The following is a 17,374-nucleotide window of genomic DNA, read 5'->3' as shown; positions in this document are numbered from 1 at the left end:
GGGGGGACGGGGGCGTCGGGGAGGGGTTCGTCTGGGGGGGGGGCGGCCGGGGCGGGTTCTCCGCGGGCCGGGGCGGGGTCCCCGGGGGCGGGGGCGGCCGGGGCGGGTCCGCCTGCGACCGGGGTGGGTTCTCTGCGGGCCGGGGCGGGCCCGCCGGCGGCCGAGGCGGGCCCGCCGGCGGCCGAGGCGGGTTCCCCCGTGCCCCGGGGGTTCTCCGGGACGGCGGGACCCTCGAAGCGGTAGCCCACCCCCCACACCGTGTGGATCAGGCGGGGGCGGGCGGGGTCGTCCTCGACCTTGCCGCGCAGGCGGCGGACGTGGACCGTGACGGTCGACAGGTCACCGAAGTCCCAGCCCCAGACCTCGCGCATCAGCTCCTCCCGCCCGAACGCCCGGCCGGGATTCCGCAGGAAGAACGCGAGCAGGTCGAACTCCCTCACGGTGAGCGCCAGTTCGGCGCCGTCCTTGGTGGCGCGGCGGGCACCGGGGTCGACGGCGAGACCGCCGGACCGCAGCGGGCGCACCCCCGCGGCGGGCCCGGTGCGGCGCAGTACGGACTCCACGCGCAGCACCAGCTCACGCGGGCTGAAGGGCTTGGTGACGTAGTCGTCGGCGCCCACCTCCAGGCCGAGGATGCGGTCGTCCTCGTCCCCGCGGGCGGTGAGCATGACGACGGGCACCGGCCCGCGCGCCCGCAACCGCCGGCACACCTCCAGGCCGTCCATCCCCGGGAGCATCAGGTCGAGGACCACGAGGTCGGGCCGGTGCGCGGCGGCCCGGGCGAGCGCCTCGGGGCCGTCACCCGCCCGGTCCACCGCGTAACCCGCGCGGTCCAGGTAACCGGACACGATCTCGGCCACGGTGGGGTCGTCGTCGACGACGAGGACCCGCGCCCCCCGGCCGGGACCTGGTGACTCGTACGGCTGCTGCTCCATGCCGCCAGCGTCGCACCGCGCGGGTCCGGGCGCCGCCCCCGAGCGGCCCGGACGCCCGGACGTCCGTGTTTCGTAAGGAGCCGGAGTCCGCTTCGCCCCTTTTGCGTTCGTAGGGTGAAACCCGTGACGACCTCTCCCGCACCGGGCCCGGAAACGGCCCCAGCCACGGACACGGCACCCGTCGACGTGGTTTTGCCCTGTCTGAACGAGGCCGAGGCCCTCCCCTGGGTCCTCGCCCGCATCCCGCCCGGCTGGCGCGCGCTGGTCGTGGACAACGGCTCCACGGACGGATCCGCGGACCTCGCCCGCGCACTCGGCGCGCGTGTCGTCCACGAGGAGCGCCGCGGCTTCGGCGCCGCCTGCCACGCGGGGCTGACCGCGGCCACGGCGGACGTCGTGTGCTTCTGCGACTGCGACGCCTCGCTCGACCCGTCACTGCTCGTGCCGTTCGTCCGTGAGGTCCTGGACGGCCGGGCCGACCTGGTCCTCGGCAGGCGGCGCCCGCGGGGCCGGGGCGCCTGGCCGGCGCACGCCCGTGCGGGCAACCTCGTCCTGTCCCGGATGCTGCGCCGCCGCACCGGCCTGCGCCTGCACGACCTCGGTCCGCTGCGCGCCGCCCGCCGCGCCCCGCTGCTCGCCCTCGGGCTCACCGACCGGCGCAGCGGCTACCCCCTGCAGATGGTCGTCCGCGCCGCCTACGCCGGCTGGCGCGTCACCGAGCACGACGTGCCGTATCTGCCCCGCAGCGGTGCCTCCAAGGTGACCGGCACCTGGCGCGGCACCTGGCAGGCGGTCCGCGACATGAGCCGGGTGCTCGCCGAACCGGCACCGGCGCCCGCGCCGGCCCCCCTTGCCGAAGGAGGCGGCGCCCGGTGAACACCGCCCGCGCCACCACCCTGCTGGTCATCGCCAAGGAGCCGCGTCCCGGCCGGGTGAAGACGCGGCTCACCCCGCCGTTCACCCCGAAGGAGGCGGCGGCGCTCGCCGGGGCCGCGCTCGCCGACACCCTGCACGCGGTGCTGGCCGCCCCGGCCCGGCGCCGCGTCCTGGTGCTGGACGGCACGCCCGGCCGCTGGCTGCCGCCCGGCTTCGACGTCGTACCGCAGTGCGCCGGCGGCCTCGACGAGCGCCTCGCCGACGCGTTCGCGGGCTGCGCCGGACCGGCCCTGCTGATCGGCATGGACACCCCCCAGGTGACGCCCGGACTCCTCACCGTCGACTGGCGGAGCACCGACGCCTGCTTCGGCCCGGCCGCGGACGGCGGCTTCTGGGCGCTGGGCATGGCCGAACCGGACCCGGACCTGGTGCGGGGCGTCCCGATGTCGACGGCGGCCACCGGCGCCGTGCAGCGGGACCGGCTCACCGCGGCCGGTCTGCGGGTACGGGACCTGCCGGTGCTGCGGGACGTCGACACGGCGCCCGACGCGGCGCGGGTCGCGGCCTGCGCGCCGGACGGGCGCTTCGCCGCGGAACTGGCCCGGCTGACCGCGGGCGCCGGCCGATGAGCGCACCGGTCGCCGGCGCCGCACCGGCCTGGTGCGCCGACCCCTACGCCGACGCGCTGCGCGCCGGCCGCGGCCCGCTCTTCCTGCACCGCAGCGACGGCTGGCTGCTGCCGCTGGAGGTGGAGCGGTGGTGCGCGGGTGCCGACACGGCGGACCTGGAGGTGCTGGGGCGGTGCGAGGGCGCAGTCCTCGACGTGGGCTGCGGGCCCGGGCGGCTCGTCGCGGAGCTCGCGGCGCGCGGCCGTTCGGCGCTCGGTGTAGACGTCAGTGAGGCCGCCGTCGCGCACACCCTGCGGCTCGGCGGGCAGGCCCTGCTGCGGTCCGTGTTCGACCCGCTGCCGGGCGAGGGCCGCTGGGGCACCGCGCTCCTCATCGACGGCAACGTGGGCATCGGCGGTGAACCGGGCGTCCTGCTGCGGCGGATCGCCCGGCTCCTGGCCCCCGGTGGCCTGCTGATCGCCGAGAGCGCCTCCGTGGACGTCGACGAACGGGTCCACGTGCGGGTAGCCGACGGCCGCGGCGCGGCCGGCACCCCCTTCCCCTGGGCCCGCCTCGGCACCCCGGCCCTGCTGCGACACGCCCGCCGCGCGGGTTTCCGGCGGGAGGCTCAGTGGACCGCAGGCGGGCGTTCCTTCGCCGCCCTGCGCCGGCGCGACGCCCTCGACGTCCGCAGGACGAGCAGGACCGCCGAGCCCGTGAACAGCGCCGCGGTGATCAGCAGCCACCGGGCGAGGAACCCGTCGCCCGACAGGCTCGTGGCGGACGCGTAACGGTCCGCGACCCGCCCGCTGACCAGCGGGAACCACACCAGCAGGAGCAGCCCCGACAGCGCCGCCGGGACGCGGACGTGAGCACGCCACTCCCGGCGGCCGGCCGCGCCGAGCGCCCCGCCGACGGCCCGGTCCGCCGCCACGTACAGCGGCAGCAGCACCAGGTCGTGCAGCAGCGCCGCGCCCACGAACCACACCGCCACCCCGAGCCAGTCGTCGGCGAGCAGCCGCACCGCCGCATAGGCGGCGAGTGTGAACGAGCAGCCGAGCAGCAGGAGGTGCGGCGGGCTGCCGACGGGGAACCGCCGGGGGGTGCGCATCACAGGTCTCCGAACGTCATCCGGGCCACCCACTTGGTGTTGTGCACGCCGGGCGCCGCCGGGACGATGACGCGCGCGGGGTGGCCGTGGTCGGGGGTCAGGGGCTCGCCGTTGACGTACAGCGCGAGCAGGGAACGCGGGTCGGCGACCTGGTTGGCGCGCAGGGCCGCCCTGCGGAACGCGCCGTGGCGCTGGAGGGACTCCACGAGTACGTCCGCGCCGTCCGCGTGGCCAACCAGCGCGGCCAGGTCGCGCAGCCGTACGCCGCGCCACGACTGGTCGGACGTCGACCAGCCCTCCACGCAGGCGATGGGCAGGGCCGCGCCGTGCTGCGGGAGCCGCAGGAGGGCGGCGCGGCTCAGCCGGACGGTCCCGGTGCGGCCGGTGACGACCAGCCGCCAGGCCTCTTCGGTCGTCTCCGCGGCGTCGATGCCGACCGCCGCGGCCGTCTTGTTGACCTGGAACGCGGCGGCGCCGGAGCCCGGTTCGGGGCCGCCGTGGGGTGCGAGTACGGCGCTCTCGCGCAGCGCCCCGTCGAAGCTGCGGCCGGCCGTCGTGACGAGGAGGAGCAGCGAGCCGCCGCCGACCAGGCCGAGGGCGCCGCGCCGGGAGACGGTGGGGGAGGCGGGGTCCGGTGACACCAGCCCCTGCCCGGACACGGCGGTCGCCGAGGGTGTCAACTCCGTTGTGCCCGCGGGAGTGTCGTCCCCGGAGGGCGGTGTTTCACGTGAAACATCCTCCCCCGTCGACCCGGTCCGCGGATGCCGCAGGTTTCGTACCGCCGCCGGGACCCGCAGCACCGCGTGCGTGACGAACGCGGCGAGGAACACCCACGCGCCGTAGAAGTGCAGCGGATAGAAGGAGCCGGGGAAGACGTAGTCGAGCTGGACGTTCAGGACGCCCGTCGTGAACTCGAACAGGGCACCGCCGACGAGCAGAAGCAGCGAGATCCGCTCCAGGCCGTGCGCGAGCGACCGCGCCGGGGGCAGCGTGAACAGCTTCGGCACGACCGACCAGAGCTTCGCCAGGAGTACGGGGAGCAGGACCAGGCCGAGCGTGACGTGCACGCCCTGCGTAACGCGGTACAGCCAGACGGGGTCCGTCGGCCACGGGAAGAGGTAGAGGCCGAGCAGGCCCTTGTCCGGGGTCTTGTCGTTGACCGGGGACAGGCCCGGGTTGTAGGCGGCGTACGAGAGCAGTCCCGTCAGGAACAGCACCGTGATCCCGGCGAGCAGGACGACACCGAGCACCGAGGTGAACCAGGGCCCGCGCAGGGGGCTGCGCCAGAAGCCGGGCGAGGCGGGCGACGACGGCGAGCCGGGGGAGAACACGCGGCAGACACGGGCGACAGGGGAGACGCGGGAGGCGGAGGGCTGATGGTCGCGCATGTCCCGACCGTAGGACGCCACCCGCCCGCCGAAGGGGCTTGGACCGATGACGAAACGCTGACGTCCACGCGTGGAGGAACCCGGTGCGGGGTGCCCCCGCCTAGCGTGCCGGTGTGACCCGTGATCTCCTGCGTGACCTCGCCGCCGTCCTGGCGGCGGCGCTGCTCGTCGTGGCGGCCGTGCTGGTCGGTGCCGCCATCGAGCGCGACGACGGCACCCTGCACGTCGGTTGGCCGCCGCTGTACGCGTACTGGGAGCCGCACCTGGGGCCCGGCACCCCCGCCGCGCTCGTGGTGGCCGCCGCCGCCGTGGCGTACGGGCCGCGGCTCGCCGCCCGCCTGCCGTGGCGTGCGCTGCTCGGTGCCGCGTGGGGGACGGCGACGGCGTGGACGTTCTCACTCGCGCTCGTCGACGGCTGGCACCGCGGGGTCGCCCAGCGCCTGACGACCAGGTACGAGTACCTGCGGGCCGTCGACCGCTTCGACGACATCCCGGGCACCGTGCGGGACTTCACCCACCACATCCTGCTGCACTCCCCCGGCCACTGGCAGCCGCACGTCGCCGGGCATCCCCCGGCGGCGACCCTCACGTTCGTCCTGCTGGACCGCGTCGGACTGGGCGGCGGGGCGTGGGCCGGGGTCTGGTGCGTCACGGTCGGGGCGACGGCCTGCACGGCGGTGCTGGTGACCGTCCGCGCCCTGGCCGGGGAGGCCCTCGCCCGGCGGGCGGCGCCCTTCCTCGTCCTCGCGCCGGCCGCCGTGTGGGCGGGCACCTCCGCCGACGGCTACTTCGCGGCGGTCGCGGCCTGGGCCCTGGCGCTGCTGGCCCTCGCGGTCACGGGGCACCGGCCGAGGTCCGCCGCGCTCGGCTCCGGTCTCCTCTTCGGACTGACCGGCTACCTCTCGTACGGGCTCACGCTGACCGCGGTGATCGCCGGTGCGGTGCTGCTGCTCGGGCGGCGGCGGGTGCGGGTCCTGCCGTTCCTGGCCGCGGGCGCCGTCGTCGTGCCGCTGGCGTTCACCCTGCTGGGCTTCGACTGGTGGGAGGCGTACCGCCTGCTGGTGGTGCGCTACCACCAGGGGGCGGGCGGCATCAGGCCGTACGGCTACTGGGTGTGGGCGAACCTCGCGTGCACGGTGCTGCTGGTGGGCCCCGCCACGGTCGCGGGCCTGCGCCGCACCACCGTCACGGCCGGCCCCCTGGCCCGCTCCGCCCTCCGCCCCGGCCACAGCCCCACCGCTCCGCACGCCCACCGCGCCGGGCCCGACGCCCGGTCCGTCGCCCCCGCTGGGCCCGATACTCGGTCCGACACCCACTCCGCCGGGCCCGACGTCCACCCCGCGACGCCCGACGCCCGGCGCGCTCGGTCTGACGCCAGCTCCGCGCCGCCCGATGCCCGGCCCACCGGGCCCCACGCCCGGCCCGCTGGGCCCGACGCCCAGCCCGCACGGTCCGACGGCCGCCCCGGCCACCACCCCGTCGGCCCCGACGCCCGCCCCACTCCGCCGAACACCCGCCCCACCCAGTCCGGCACCCAGCCAGCGGCGTCGGATGCAGGCCCCACCGGGCCCGGCGACCGGCCCGCCCGATCGGACGCGCGCCCCGCGCCGCCCGACGCCCGGCCCACCGCCCGAAGCGGGCAATCCGCCGCGCGTCCCGCGGGTCCCGACCGTACCGGCCGCCCCGCGGCGGAACCGCGCCGGTGCACCACCGAACAGACCGGGGCCCGTTCCGCCGCGCATCCGGTGGATCCGGTCCGGGCCGCCGGGCCGGTGGCCGCCTCGCCTCGCCCGGCGCCGGCCGGGGGCGGCGGCCCGGCGTACAGGTGGCCTCAGCCAGGCGGTGAAGGGCGGCTCGCCGTGCTCGTGCTCGCCGCGCTGCTCGCGCTGCTCGTCGCCGACCTGTCGGGGATGAGCAAGGCGGAGACCGAGCGGATCTGGTTGCCGTTCGCCGTCTGGCTGTCCGCCGCGGGGGCGTTCCTGACACGTCCCCGTGGCTGGCTCGCCGCTCAGGCCGTCCTCGCGCTGCTCGTCAACCACCTGTTGCTGACCGGCTGGTGAGCACCGCGGGCCGGCGGACGGCGAAGACCGTCGTGTCGTCCTCCAGGCGCCCGCCGCTGTGCCGCAGCGTGCCGTCGCGGACCAGCCGGACGAGCCGCCGGGGTTCGACGGTGCGCGGATCGGCGGCCAGGGCGGCGGCGACCCGGTCGAGGAGCGGGAAGAAGACGTCGTCGCCGTCCCGCGCCTCCGTCACCCCGTCGGTGACGAGGAGCAGCGTCTCGCCGGGCGCGAGCGGCACCCGCAGCACGGGCGGCAGCCCGCCCGCCAACTCGCCCAGCCCGAGCGGCAGTCCGTCACCCGGCGGAAGGGAGCGCACCCCGCCGGGGGCGACCACGAGCGGCGGTTCGTGGCCGAAGTTGACGACCTCGACCTCGTCCGGGGCGTCCTCGCGGAAGCCGACCAGGACGCCGGTGGCGAAGCGGTCGCCGTCGGCCCGTCCGACCGCGTCGCAGTAGCGGACGTGCCGCAGCATCCGTACCTCCAGCCGCGCGGCGACCGTGCCGAGGGCTGCCTCGTGGTACGCCGACTCGCGGAACGTGCCGAGCATCGCGGACGCCGTCTCCACCGCCCCCAGCCCCTTGCCCTGGACGTCCCCGAGCAGGACACGGGTGCCGTGGGGGCCCGGCTGGATGTCGTAGAAGTCGCCGCCGACCCGGGCCTCGACGTCCGCCGAGAGGTACACGGCCGCGTGGTCGAGGCCGCCCCAGCCCGGCGGCAGCGGTCGCAGCACCGCCCGCCGGGTGGTCTCCGCGATGTCCCGCATGTGCACCATGCGCCGCTCGCCGCGCACCCGTACCGCGCAGGCCAGCGTCGCCAGGACCCCGCCCGCGGTGACCAGGATGAAGTCGGGCAGCCCGGTCTGGTACTGGTGCGGCCAGGACGTGTCCACGACGACGTAGGTGGCCACCGCGAGCACGGCGAAGACCGCGGTGCCCCACACCCCGCAGATCGCGGCGGCGATCCCCGGCACCAGCACGATCCAGGAGATGATCCGGAACTCGCCGGAGGTGTTCCAGTCGAGCACCCCGATGCCGAGGAGCAGCAGCAGCGGCGGAACCCAGGCGACGCTGCGGCCACGGATCCGCAGGAGCCGCTGGCGGGCGGCCGGGTCCGGCTCGCGGCGGGCGCCGAGCAGCCGGTCGAGCACGGCCCGGCGGCCCCGCTCCGGCCCGTGCCGCGCGGCCCGCTCCGTCCCGCGCAGACTGCTCACCCTGCCCGCATCCGCCCGGTCAGTACGCGACCGAGATCCGGGCATGCGGGTGTGCGCCCTGCTCCAGTTCGTCGACGAAGGCGACGGCGTAGTCCTCGGCGCTGATCCGGCTGTTGCCGTGCTCGTCGGTGAGCAGTGTGTCGCCGCCGAGGCGGTAGTGGTGGGTGCGGGCGCCGGGGGAGATCTCGGCGGCCGGGGAGAGGCACGTCCAGTCGAGGTCGTCGACGGTGCGGTAGAAGGCGAGGACGTCACGGTGGGCGCGGGCCTCGGGGAGGAACGCCGCAGGGAAACCGGGCTGGTCGGCGAGGACCCGGCCGGGCGAGACCTCCAGGCTGCCCGCGCCGCCGACGACCACGAGCCGCGCCACCCGGGCCTCGCGGGTGCCGCGCACCAGGGACTCGTTGAGCGCGAGGAACGGCTCGCGCGGGTCGGAGCCGTCCCGGGGCGGCACGCACGCCGAGGCGACCGCGTCGGCGCCCGCGGCCAGCGCGGCGACCTTCGCCGGGTCCGCCGCGTCCGCGGCCGTGGCCGTCACTCCGGGGATCGGGGACTGCCCGGACCGGCTCACGGCCGTGACGTGGTGGCCGCGCGCCGACGCCTCCGTCGCGATGCGGCTGCCGACCATGCCTGTCGCGCCGAAGAGTACGAGCTTCATGACGCCCAGCGAAACACGGTGCCGGGAGGCCCGCATCCCGACTTGCCAGCCCCCCTGGGAGGGGTGTGCCCTGGAAGTCGGGGGCGAGGAGAGAGAGGAGTGTTCCCATGGCTCAAGCGGCACCCACGTCAGGGACACCACACACGCAGGGAAGGACCGGGCGGAGCCCCGGCACCGACCGCACCTCGCGTCGGCCGGACGTCTTCGGCGCGCGCGCCCACATGGCCGTTCCCGTGCTGCTCGGTCTGGTCTACGGGTTCTGGGCGGCGCAGATCAGGCGCGATGCCGGGGCCGTCACCGCCTGGAACGTGCTCTTCGGCTTCGTGTGCGCGATCGCGTTCATGGCGCTGTGGTTCGGCATCCGTGCGACGGCGCCCCGGCTGCGGCGGGAGCCGCACGCGCTGCTGTGGGCGGTCTTCGCCGGCGTCTCGGTCGGATTCCTGCACAGCCAGTCGCACTCGACGCTCCTGTGGTCCGTGCTGATGGCCGTGGCGGTGACGGCGGGCGTCTTCGTCGCGATGTTCTACCGCTACTACACGCACGAGGACGCGCAGGGCCGCCCGGTCCCGCGCTGAAGTCCCCGGAGCGGTTACGGCCCTGCGGGGGGCCGGGACCGCTCCGGTCGCCCGCAGGGCCGTAACCGGCCGTGAGACCGCAGCGCCGTCACCGGCTCTTCGCCCGGGGCGCAACCGGTTGACCGGCCGACCGGCCGTGAGAGAGGCCCCGGCGGATTCCGCCGGGGCCTCTCGGGCGTGCATTCGGGCGTGCGTTCGGGCCTGCGTCCGGGGCCTCCGGGCCGCTGGCGTTCGGGCCTCTCGGCCGCTGTCCGACGGACGACGTTCGGGCCTCTCGGCCGCTATCCGCCGGACGAGGAGACCGAGACGCTCCAGCTCCAGGAGCCCGAGGCGCTGAAGCTCCAGTACCCGGAGCCCGAGGCGTGCGCGTCGTCCGAGGGGTCGTACGCGGGGTTGCAGTGCCACGACGGGTTCTGGGACCGGTCCTTCCAGCCGGGACAGGGATCCGAGCAGCTCGGCACCCCCTGGTCGCCGATGTCGACGAAGGCGGCGCTCGCCCAGGCCCGGGCTCCGGCGAGCCAGAACCAGTACGGGTTGCCGGAGACGCTCTGCCCCTTCACCGCGCACTGGACGCGGTCCTCGCTCCCCGGCGGCAGCTTGCCGACGAGGGCCGAGGAACTGGTGGGCAGCTGTCTGAGGTTGAGGTCGCCGCTCGAGACGACGGTGCCCCACACGGGGCCGTCCGAGCCGCTGCTCGCAGGGTGGTTCGACGGGGCCGCCGCCGTCGAGGGGCCCGCCACCGCGACGGTGAGGACACCGCCGGTGAACAGGGCCGCGGCACAGGTCCGCAGGACCGGGGTGGTGCGCATGATCGGCCTCCTTTCCCCGCCTCCAGGTAACACCCGTTCGGCGGAGGCCTCCACCGGAGCCCGGAATCACGGGGTTTTCGCCGGTGCTCCGCCCCGGGGGACCCCCACTCCCCCGAAGGGCTTGTCATATGCGCCCATATGCACTCAAACCGCTCGCACAAGGCGCCGTCGGGGACTGTCCTGACGGGGTGTCCCAACGTGCCCGGAGCGCCCTGTCGGCCGTGCTGATCGTCCTCGCCTGCCTGCTCGCACCGGTCGGCGCCCTCACCTCGTGGGCGACGTACGAGATCGGCGACAGCGGCCGGTACGAGGCCATGACGGCGCCGCTCGCCACCGACCCGGCGGTCCGCGAGGCGATCGCCGCGGCCACCACGGACGGCATCATGCGCGAGGTCGAGGTGACACCGCGGCTGCGCCGGCCGGTGCGCTCCTTCGTGCACGCGGCCGTGCGCTCCTTCACCAGGACGCCCGCCTTCCACGTCGCGTGGGACACCGCCAACCAGGCCGCCTACGACGCCGTGATGCGGGCGCTGCGCGACGACGACGAGCGGACCGTCACGCTCGACGTCGCCCCCGTCGCCGCGCAGGTCAAGCGTCAGCTCACCGCCGACCACGTGCCGTTCGCCCACCGCATTCCGGTCGAGCACTCCGAGATCACGGTGCTGCGCTCCGCCGAGCTGGCCCAGCTACGGAAAGGGTTTCACGTGCTCGAGATCGCCGGTTTCTGGCTGCCGACCGTGACCGTCGCGCTGGCGGTGGCGGGTGTGCTCGTCGCGGTGTGCCGCCGACGGGCGGTGGTGGCGACGGGGCTCGGTACGGCCCTCGGGGCCGCGCTGCTCGCCGTCGCCGTCGCCGTCGGCCGCCGGCTGACCCTGTCGGGACTGCCCGTCGACGTGTCCCACGCGGCGGCGGGCGCGATCTACGACACGCTCACCGGCACGCTGCGCACGGTCTCCTGGCTGCTGCTGGGGCTCGGCCTCGCCGTCGCGCTGGGCGCGCTGCTCACGGAGCGGATCGCGCGACTTCGGCGAGTGTCCGCAGGGCCCGCGTCAGTTCCGGCGGAGGAACCGACGCGAGTCCGAGCCTGACGGAGTCCGCGGCGGTGGCGATCTGCGGGACGCCCGCCCGCCCGGCGGCCGGTCCGCTCCGGCTCCCGGACACATGGAAGGCCGGCCCCGGTGTGACCGCGATGCCGTGCCGCGCCGCCGCCGCCGTGAACGTGTCCGCGCGCCAGGGCGCCGGGAGCCGCCACCAGACGTAGTACGCCCGCGGGTCCGTCCGCACCGCGAAGCCGTCCAGGTGCCGGGCGGCGAGCCGCTGCCGCCGTTCCGCGTCCGCCCGTTTGGCGGCCACGAGGCGGTCCACCGTGCCGTCGCCGGTCCAGCGCACCGCGGCCTCCAGCGCGAACCGTGCCGCCGTCCACCCCCCGGACCGCAGCGCCCGCGCCACCGGCTCCTGCCGTCCCTCGGGCACGACGAGGAACCCGGCCGTGAGCCCCGGCGCGACCCGCTTGGAGAGCCCGTCGACGACATGGGTGCGCTCCGGGGCGTACGCGGCGAGCGGCTCCTCGCCCCCGTGCAGGAAGGACCAGATGCGGTCCTCGACGACTGGCAGATCCAACCGCCGCACCGTGGCGGCGAGTTCAGCCCGCCTCCCGGCCCCCGTCGTCAGCGAGGTCGGGTTGTGCAGGGTCGGCTGGACGTAGACCGCGGAGAGCGGAGAGCCGCGGTGCGCGGCGGCCAGCGCGTCCGGGCGCAGCCCCTCCTCGTCCATGGCCAGCGGCACGAGCACGATGCCCAGCCGCGCCGCGATCTCCTTGACCAGCGGATACGTCAGGGACTCGACGCCGACGCGGCCACCCGGGCGCACCAGGGAGGCGAGCGCCCCGGCGACGGCCTGCCGGGCGTTGCCGGCGAAGAGGAGCCGGGAGGGCGCGGGGCGCCAGCCCGGGGTGGCGAGGAGCGCGGCGGCAGCCTCGCGGGCGGCCGCCGTCCCCGCCGCGGACGCCGTCCGCAGGGACTCCGCCAGCGTCTCGGGGCGCAGGAGCGGCGCGAGGCCGGCGGCGAGGAGCTCCGACTGGCCGGGCGCGGAGGGGTAGTTGAGCTCCAGGTTGACCGGTGCGAGGGCCGACGGCTCGGCCAGGGCGCGGCCCGAGGGCACCGGCGCGGCCCGCACGAACGTGCCGCGTCCGACCTCGCCGACCACCAGACCGCGCCGCACGAGTTCGCCGTACACCCGCCCGGCCGTCGAGACGGCGATGCGGCGGCGCCGCGCGAAGGCCCGCTGGGTGGGCAGTTGTTCGCCCGGCGCGAGGCGCCCGGCGGTGATGTCGTCCGCGATCCGGTCGGCGATCCGCCGGTAGTCCCCCACGCCCCCGCCCTCCCGCATTGCACCGAGGGCAAAGATCTTATTGCACCGAGGAGTTGGGGAACCCTAGGGTCGGACCCATGGCACCCTTCCTCGCATACGAGGACAAAGGCACCGACTCGTCGCGTCTGCCCCTCGTCCTGGTCCACGGCCACCCCTTCGACCGCACCATGTGGAGCCCGCAGATCGCCGCGTTCTCGCCGGCCCGCCGGGTGATCGCCCCGGACCTGCGCGGCTACGGCGCCTCCCCGGTCGTTCCCGGCGTCACCCCGCTCGGCGTGTTCGCCGAGGACATCGCGGGCCTCCTGGACGAGCTGGGGGTGGGCGAGTTCGTGCTCGGCGGGCTCTCCATGGGCGGCCAGATCGTCATGGAGTGCTACCGGCGCTTCCCCGAGCGCATCCGCGGGCTGGTCCTCGCCGACACGTTCCCTGCCGCGGAGACACCGGAGGGCAGGAAGGCGCGCGACGACATGGCGGACCGCCTCCTGAGCGAGGGCATGCGCGGGTACGCCGACGAGGTGCTGCACCGGATGGTCGCGCCGTACGCGGACGCCGGGGCCGCGGCGCACGTCCACCGCATGATGACCGCGACCAGCCCCGAGGGCGCGGCGGCGGCCCTGCGCGGCCGTGCGCTGCGCCCCGACTACCGGGAACTGCTCACCCGCGTCACCGTCCCGGCCCTCGTCGTCGTCGGCGCCGACGACACGTACACGCCGGTCTCCGACGCCGAGGCGATGCACGCGGCGCTCCCCGACGCCACGCTCCGGATCGTCGAGTCGGCGGCCCACCTGCCCAACCTGGAACGCCCCGCGGAGTTCAACGAGGCCCTGGCCGCCTTCCTGACCCGGCTGGACGGCTGACGCCTCGACGACCCGCGGGCGCCGCCCGGACGGCCGGCGTTCCACCTGCCCGCGGGCGCCGGGTCACCCGTTCGGCTCACACAGGCTGCGAGCGAGTGCGCCCGGGGCGAAGCTGCGAGGAAACCGTCCACAGGAGGCCCACCATGTCCCAGCACGCCGCGACGCCCCAGGCCGCCCGCTCCAGCCATTCGTCATGGGCGACGGGAGGCACGGTCTTCGCCGGAATCCTGATGATGGTCGGCGGCATCCTCAGCATCCTCAACGGCATCGCGGGGATCGCCAAGGACGACGTCTACCAGCGCATCGGCTCCTACGTGTACGAGTTCGACCTCACCACGTGGGGCTGGATCCACCTCATCATCGGCATCCTGGTCGCGATCACCGGCTACGGCATCCTCAAGGGCATGACGTGGGCGCGCGGTGTGGGCATCGGCCTGGCCGCCCTCTACATCATCGAGTACTTCATGTTCCTGCCGTACGCGCCCGTCTGGTCCCTCATCTCCATCGCGATCGCCACGTTCGTCATCTGGGCCCTCGCGACGCGGGACCGCTCGCACACCCCCTGACGGCCGCACCGCAGGACCCCGTGCGGCAGCCCTCCCCCGGTGCGCCGGCACCTGGGTGAGCGGGCTGCTGCCGGCCGGGGTGAGCGTGGTCGTCGGCTGCCGGGCGGCCGACCGCGACGGGATCACCCCCGTGCCGCAGTTGCCGGCGTTCCTGCCGTGGCTGCTCGTGCCCACCGGGTTCCGGCCCCGGGTTCGCGCTGCTGGTCGCCGCGTCCGCCCGGTGGCGGTGCGGTCTCGTGGGGGCGCCGGCGGTGCTCGGCACGCTCGCCCGGTTCATCGGGCCGTACGGCAGGACCTCTGAACCGGCCGGCCCCGCCGTCGCCGGGCTGCGGGTGATGACGTCCGACGTGCCGCTGACCCCGGGGAGCGGCGGGACCGCCCCGCCATAATGGCCACATGCCCCGCCAGTTGCCCATCGGCCTCACCCCTCCCGACTGGCTGGTCAGGAACCTGCGGTCCGAGCGGGCCCCCGTCAACCGGGCCGCCGTCGCCCGCGCCGCCCTCGCCATGACGCTGCCCCTCGCGATCGGACTCGCCGCGGGCCGTCCCGCCTACGGCGCCCTCGCCTCCATGGGCGCCCTCTCCGGAGTCATCGGCGACACCGCCGACGCGTACCGGATGCGCATCCTGAACATCGCGGTCCCGCAGCTCTTCGGCGCCCTCGGCGTCACGGTCGGCGCGGCGGTGTACGGGCACGGCTGGTTCGCCGTCGCCGCCGTCACCTGCGTCGCGCTCGTCTCCGGGATGATCTCGACGATCGGCGCCGTCGCGTCCGTGTCGGGACTGCTGCTGCTGCTCAACGCCGTGGTCGGCGCGGGACTGCCGATGCCGGGCGCCTGGTGGCTGGCGCCCCTGCTGATGACCGGCGGCGGGCTCCTCGTCCTCGTCCTGGCCCTGCTCGCCTGGCCGTTGCGGTCCGGAGTGCCGGAGCGGACCGCCGTCGCCGCCACGTACCGCAGGGTGGCGGACCTGCTCGCGGCCTGCGGCACCGCACGGTACGACGACGCCCGGCACGCCGTCACCCTCTCCCTCAACCAGTCCTACGACCTCGTCGTCGCCCGGCGCGCCCGCCAGCACGGCCGCAGTCCCGAGCTCGTCCGGCTGCTCGCCCAGCTGAACGCGGCCACCCCGGTCGTCGAGGCCGCGCCCGCCGCCCACCAGGCCGGACAGCCCCTCGCCGCCGAGATCCCCACCGCCGCCCGGCACCTCGCGGACGCCGTCGAGACCGGCTACGGCGGACCCGTGGGGCTGCGCCTGCCCGTCCCCACCACCGAGACCTCGCGCGCCGTCGACCACGCCCTGCGCCACGCGGCCGACGTCGTCACCGACCGCTCGGCCGGGACGGGGGAGCAGCGCACGCCCGACGACCGCCTCGGCCGCCCGGCCGCACTGCGCGCCCGTGCCGCCGGCGCCGCCCGCGGCGTGCTGCTGTCCGCCGCCTCCTGGCGCTACGGACTGCGCCTCGCCCTGTGCGTCGGGCTCGCCCAGTCCCTCGTCTCGCTCGTCCCGGTGCCCCGCTCGTACTGGGTCGCCCTCACCATCACCTTCGTGATGAAGCCCGACTTCGGCTCCGTCTTCTCCCGCGCGCTGCTGCGCGCCCTCGGCACGGTGGCCGGGCTGGTCGTCTCCGTCGTGGTGCTCGCCGTGGTGCCGCGCGGCTGGTGGGACGTCGCCGTACTCCTGCTGCTGGCCCCGCTGATCCCCGCGCTCACCCCGCGCGGCTACGGCTACCAGACCGCGGCGATCACCCCGGTGATCCTGCTGCTGTCGGACGTCCTCAACCACCAGGGCACCGGCCTGCTGGTGCCGCGGCTGGTCGACTCCCTCATGGGGTGCGCGATCGCGCTCGTCGCCGGCTATCTGCTGTGGCCGGAGAGCTGGCACGTACGGGTCGGCGACCGGCTCGCGGACGCGGTGGCCGACACGGCCGGATACGTGGAGTGCGCGTTCGACGGCACCGCAGGTCCCCCGGACCGGGCCCGGCTGCGGCGCCGCCTCTACCGCGATCTGTCCGCCATCCGTACGGAGTTCCAGCGCGCCCTGACCGAACCGCCGCCGACCGGACGGCGGGCCGCGGCCTGGTGGCCACTGGTCGTCGCCGTCGAGCGGATCGTCGACGCGACGACGGCGGCCCGGGTCCGGATCAGACAGGGGGCGCCACCGCCCTCCGCCACCGAGATCACCCAGGTCGTCAGGCAGCTGCGGGAGTTGTCGGACGGGCTGCGGGAGAGCGTGGAGCTCGTCGAGGTCCGCACCGACCTCACCGGACCCGCCGGCAGCGTCCTCGAACCCCTGCGTCAGGAGGTCGCGGCGGCCCGGGCGATCGCGTCACCGCACTGAGGGCCGCCGCGACGACGGCGCCGACAGCGGTACGGACCGCCCGTGCAGGGGCGGTCCGTACCCGTGGGGGGTGACTGTCGGCACCCGGGCCCGTCCGTTCGGCCGGGCCCGGGTCTGCTGCGCCGGGCAGGCCCCGGGGCCTGTCGCGGGGCAGACGGGAACTTGGCCGCCCGACAGGCCCTAGCGGGCGTCCGCCTTGGCCAGCGCCTTGTCGAGCGCCTTCGCGAAGCCGTTCGCCCACAGCTGGTTGACCCGGGAACGCTCCGTCGCGTTCGGGTAGGCGTTGGTGCACGACGTGCCGGGGCCGCCGCCCGACATCAGCTCGCTGCACGGACCCGAGTAGTGGTCCGGCAGGCCGAGCACGTGCCCGGTCTCGTGGGCCGTCACCCGGGTGGAGTTGTACTGCCGGTTCTGTGCGTAGTCGAGGAAGATGTAGCCGCTGCCGTGCCCGTCGGTGGAGGCGTAGGAGCCACGTGAGTCGTTGCCCTCGTAGTACCGGAAGTCCGCGTTCGAGCCCGACTGGAGCTTCACGTTCGACACGGAACTGTTCCAGATCGAGGCGCTGCGGGCTATCTGTGTGGCGAACGACGGGGCGCTGGACGCGTTGTAGACGACGGTGACGGAGGCCGCGTCCGGGTTGGCGGCGCGCTTCTCCGCGACGGACTTGATGACCGCCTCGAAGAACGCCTGGTTGGCCTTGGCCTCCGCGGCCGAGCCGGTGTAGGCGGCGTACGGTGCGGGAGCGGGTGCCGCGGCGGCCGGGACCGCGCCGAGACCGGCGGCGGTGACACCGAGACCGACCGCGGCCGCGAGCAGGGGACGGGACAGGCGCAGGGAGACTCTCATCCGATGACTCCTCGGGTGGGGGGTGAAGTCGTCAACGGTGAGTGTCGGCGTCTGTACGCCCGCTGTGATGATGGCAATGGCCGATAGGACGCGGCTATCGGCCCCCGTCCGGCCGTCCAACTCGCCGCTTTTGCTTGCGGTTTGTACATCTGGTGCGACGCCTGGTTC

General features: G+C 75.6%; 16 protein-coding genes. 9 read left to right on the top strand and 7 right to left on the bottom strand.

What is annotated here, in order from left to right; translation table 11 throughout:
• Positions 1-935, bottom strand: a 935-nt coding sequence (locus AC0ZLC_RS18930) for a response regulator transcription factor (RefSeq protein ID WP_476753129.1), incomplete at its 3' end; no start/stop codon positions are given.
• Positions 936-1,049: 114 nt separating this feature from the next.
• Between AC0ZLC_RS18930 and AC0ZLC_RS18925 the strand changes: the two genes are divergently transcribed.
• Genes AC0ZLC_RS18925 through AC0ZLC_RS18915 form a run of 3 tightly spaced genes read left to right on the top strand, consistent with a single transcriptional unit; the run spans position 1,050 to position 3,210 of the window.
• On the top strand, positions 1,050-1,811 hold the full coding sequence (locus tag AC0ZLC_RS18925; RefSeq protein ID WP_476753128.1) for a glycosyltransferase family 2 protein: 762 nt from the start codon (positions 1,050-1,052) through the stop codon (positions 1,809-1,811).
• Complete coding sequence (locus AC0ZLC_RS18920) at positions 1,808-2,440, top strand: TIGR04282 family arsenosugar biosynthesis glycosyltransferase (protein ID WP_476753127.1); 633 nt, start codon at positions 1,808-1,810, stop codon at positions 2,438-2,440. The genes AC0ZLC_RS18925 and AC0ZLC_RS18920 overlap by 4 nt, the downstream gene beginning before the upstream one ends.
• Positions 2,437-3,210: a class I SAM-dependent methyltransferase gene (locus AC0ZLC_RS18915; protein WP_476753126.1), complete on the top strand. Its 774-nt coding sequence runs from the start codon at positions 2,437-2,439 to the stop codon at positions 3,208-3,210. Before AC0ZLC_RS18920 ends, AC0ZLC_RS18915 begins: the two co-directional genes overlap by 4 nt.
• 319 nt (positions 3,211-3,529) lie before the next feature.
• Here the strand turns inward: AC0ZLC_RS18915 and AC0ZLC_RS18910 are convergent, their stop codons facing one another.
• A complete protein-coding gene (locus AC0ZLC_RS18910; protein WP_476753125.1) occupies positions 3,530-4,918 on the bottom strand; it encodes a molybdopterin-dependent oxidoreductase in 1,389 nt (462 codons plus the stop codon).
• Between the two features lie 113 nt (positions 4,919-5,031).
• On the opposite strand from AC0ZLC_RS18910, the gene AC0ZLC_RS18905 reads away from it, so the two are divergent.
• Positions 5,032-6,978 carry a hypothetical protein gene (locus AC0ZLC_RS18905; RefSeq protein ID WP_476753124.1) on the top strand — a complete coding sequence of 649 codons (1,947 nt, stop codon included), beginning with the start codon at positions 5,032-5,034 and terminating at the stop codon, positions 6,976-6,978.
• On the opposite strand, the gene AC0ZLC_RS18900 is transcribed toward AC0ZLC_RS18905, so the two are convergent.
• Both AC0ZLC_RS18900 and AC0ZLC_RS18895 read right to left on the bottom strand, forming a co-directional pair.
• Entirely contained in the window at positions 6,950-8,125 is a 1,176-nt protein-coding gene (locus AC0ZLC_RS18900; RefSeq protein ID WP_476753146.1) for a PP2C family protein-serine/threonine phosphatase, read from the bottom strand. The two genes, AC0ZLC_RS18905 and AC0ZLC_RS18900, sit on opposite strands and share 29 nt — an antisense overlap.
• Positions 8,126-8,207: 82 nt before the next feature.
• Positions 8,208-8,843: an NAD(P)-dependent oxidoreductase gene (locus AC0ZLC_RS18895; protein WP_476753123.1), complete on the bottom strand. Its 636-nt coding sequence runs from the start codon at positions 8,841-8,843 to the stop codon at positions 8,208-8,210.
• A 107-nt stretch (positions 8,844-8,950) separates the two neighbouring features.
• Here AC0ZLC_RS18895 and AC0ZLC_RS18890 point away from each other — a divergent pair, with 107 nt between their 5' ends.
• Entirely contained in the window at positions 8,951-9,418 is a 468-nt protein-coding gene (locus AC0ZLC_RS18890) for a hypothetical protein (RefSeq protein WP_476753122.1), read from the top strand.
• Positions 9,419-9,699: 281 nt separating this feature from the next.
• Here AC0ZLC_RS18890 and AC0ZLC_RS18885 read toward each other — a convergent pair whose 3' ends face one another.
• Positions 9,700-10,227 carry an SH3 domain-containing protein gene (locus tag AC0ZLC_RS18885; RefSeq protein ID WP_476753121.1) on the bottom strand — a complete coding sequence of 176 codons (528 nt, stop codon included), beginning with the start codon at positions 10,225-10,227 and terminating at the stop codon, positions 9,700-9,702.
• Between the two features lie 188 nt (positions 10,228-10,415).
• Between AC0ZLC_RS18885 and AC0ZLC_RS18880 the strand changes: the two genes are divergently transcribed.
• Positions 10,416-11,315: a hypothetical protein gene (locus AC0ZLC_RS18880; RefSeq protein ID WP_476753120.1), complete on the top strand. Its 900-nt coding sequence runs from the start codon at positions 10,416-10,418 to the stop codon at positions 11,313-11,315.
• Here AC0ZLC_RS18880 and AC0ZLC_RS18875 read toward each other — a convergent pair.
• Positions 11,230-12,597, bottom strand: coding sequence for an aminotransferase-like domain-containing protein (locus AC0ZLC_RS18875; protein WP_476753119.1), 1,368 nt, complete (start codon positions 12,595-12,597; stop codon positions 11,230-11,232). The genes AC0ZLC_RS18880 and AC0ZLC_RS18875 overlap by 86 nt on opposite strands.
• 77 nt (positions 12,598-12,674) lie before the next feature.
• Between AC0ZLC_RS18875 and AC0ZLC_RS18870 the strand changes: the two genes are divergently transcribed.
• The 3 genes from AC0ZLC_RS18870 (at position 12,675) to AC0ZLC_RS18860 (ending at position 16,360) form a co-directional block, all read left to right on the top strand.
• The gene (locus AC0ZLC_RS18870; protein ID WP_476753118.1) at positions 12,675-13,454 is read left to right on the top strand and encodes an alpha/beta fold hydrolase; all 780 of its coding nucleotides are present in this window, start codon (positions 12,675-12,677) and stop codon (positions 13,452-13,454) included.
• 143 nt (positions 13,455-13,597) lie between these two features.
• Entirely contained in the window at positions 13,598-14,020 is a 423-nt protein-coding gene (locus AC0ZLC_RS18865; protein ID WP_476753117.1) for a DUF7144 family membrane protein, read from the top strand.
• Between the two features lie 396 nt (positions 14,021-14,416).
• The gene (locus AC0ZLC_RS18860) at positions 14,417-16,360 is read left to right on the top strand and encodes an FUSC family protein (protein WP_476753116.1); all 1,944 of its coding nucleotides are present in this window, start codon (positions 14,417-14,419) and stop codon (positions 16,358-16,360) included.
• Between the two features lie 180 nt (positions 16,361-16,540).
• On the opposite strand, the gene snpA is transcribed toward AC0ZLC_RS18860, so the two are convergent.
• Positions 16,541-17,194 (bottom strand): snapalysin, encoded by a 654-nt coding sequence (gene snpA, locus AC0ZLC_RS18855; RefSeq protein WP_476753145.1) that lies wholly within the window; start codon positions 17,192-17,194, stop codon positions 16,541-16,543.
• Between the last annotated feature and the right edge of the window lie 180 nt (positions 17,195-17,374).

It is taken from the genome of Streptomyces sp. GLSS-08, assembly GCF_056387915.1.
The sequence above is the reverse complement of the archived record's forward strand: the minus strand, read 5'-3'. Positions and strand labels throughout refer to the sequence as shown.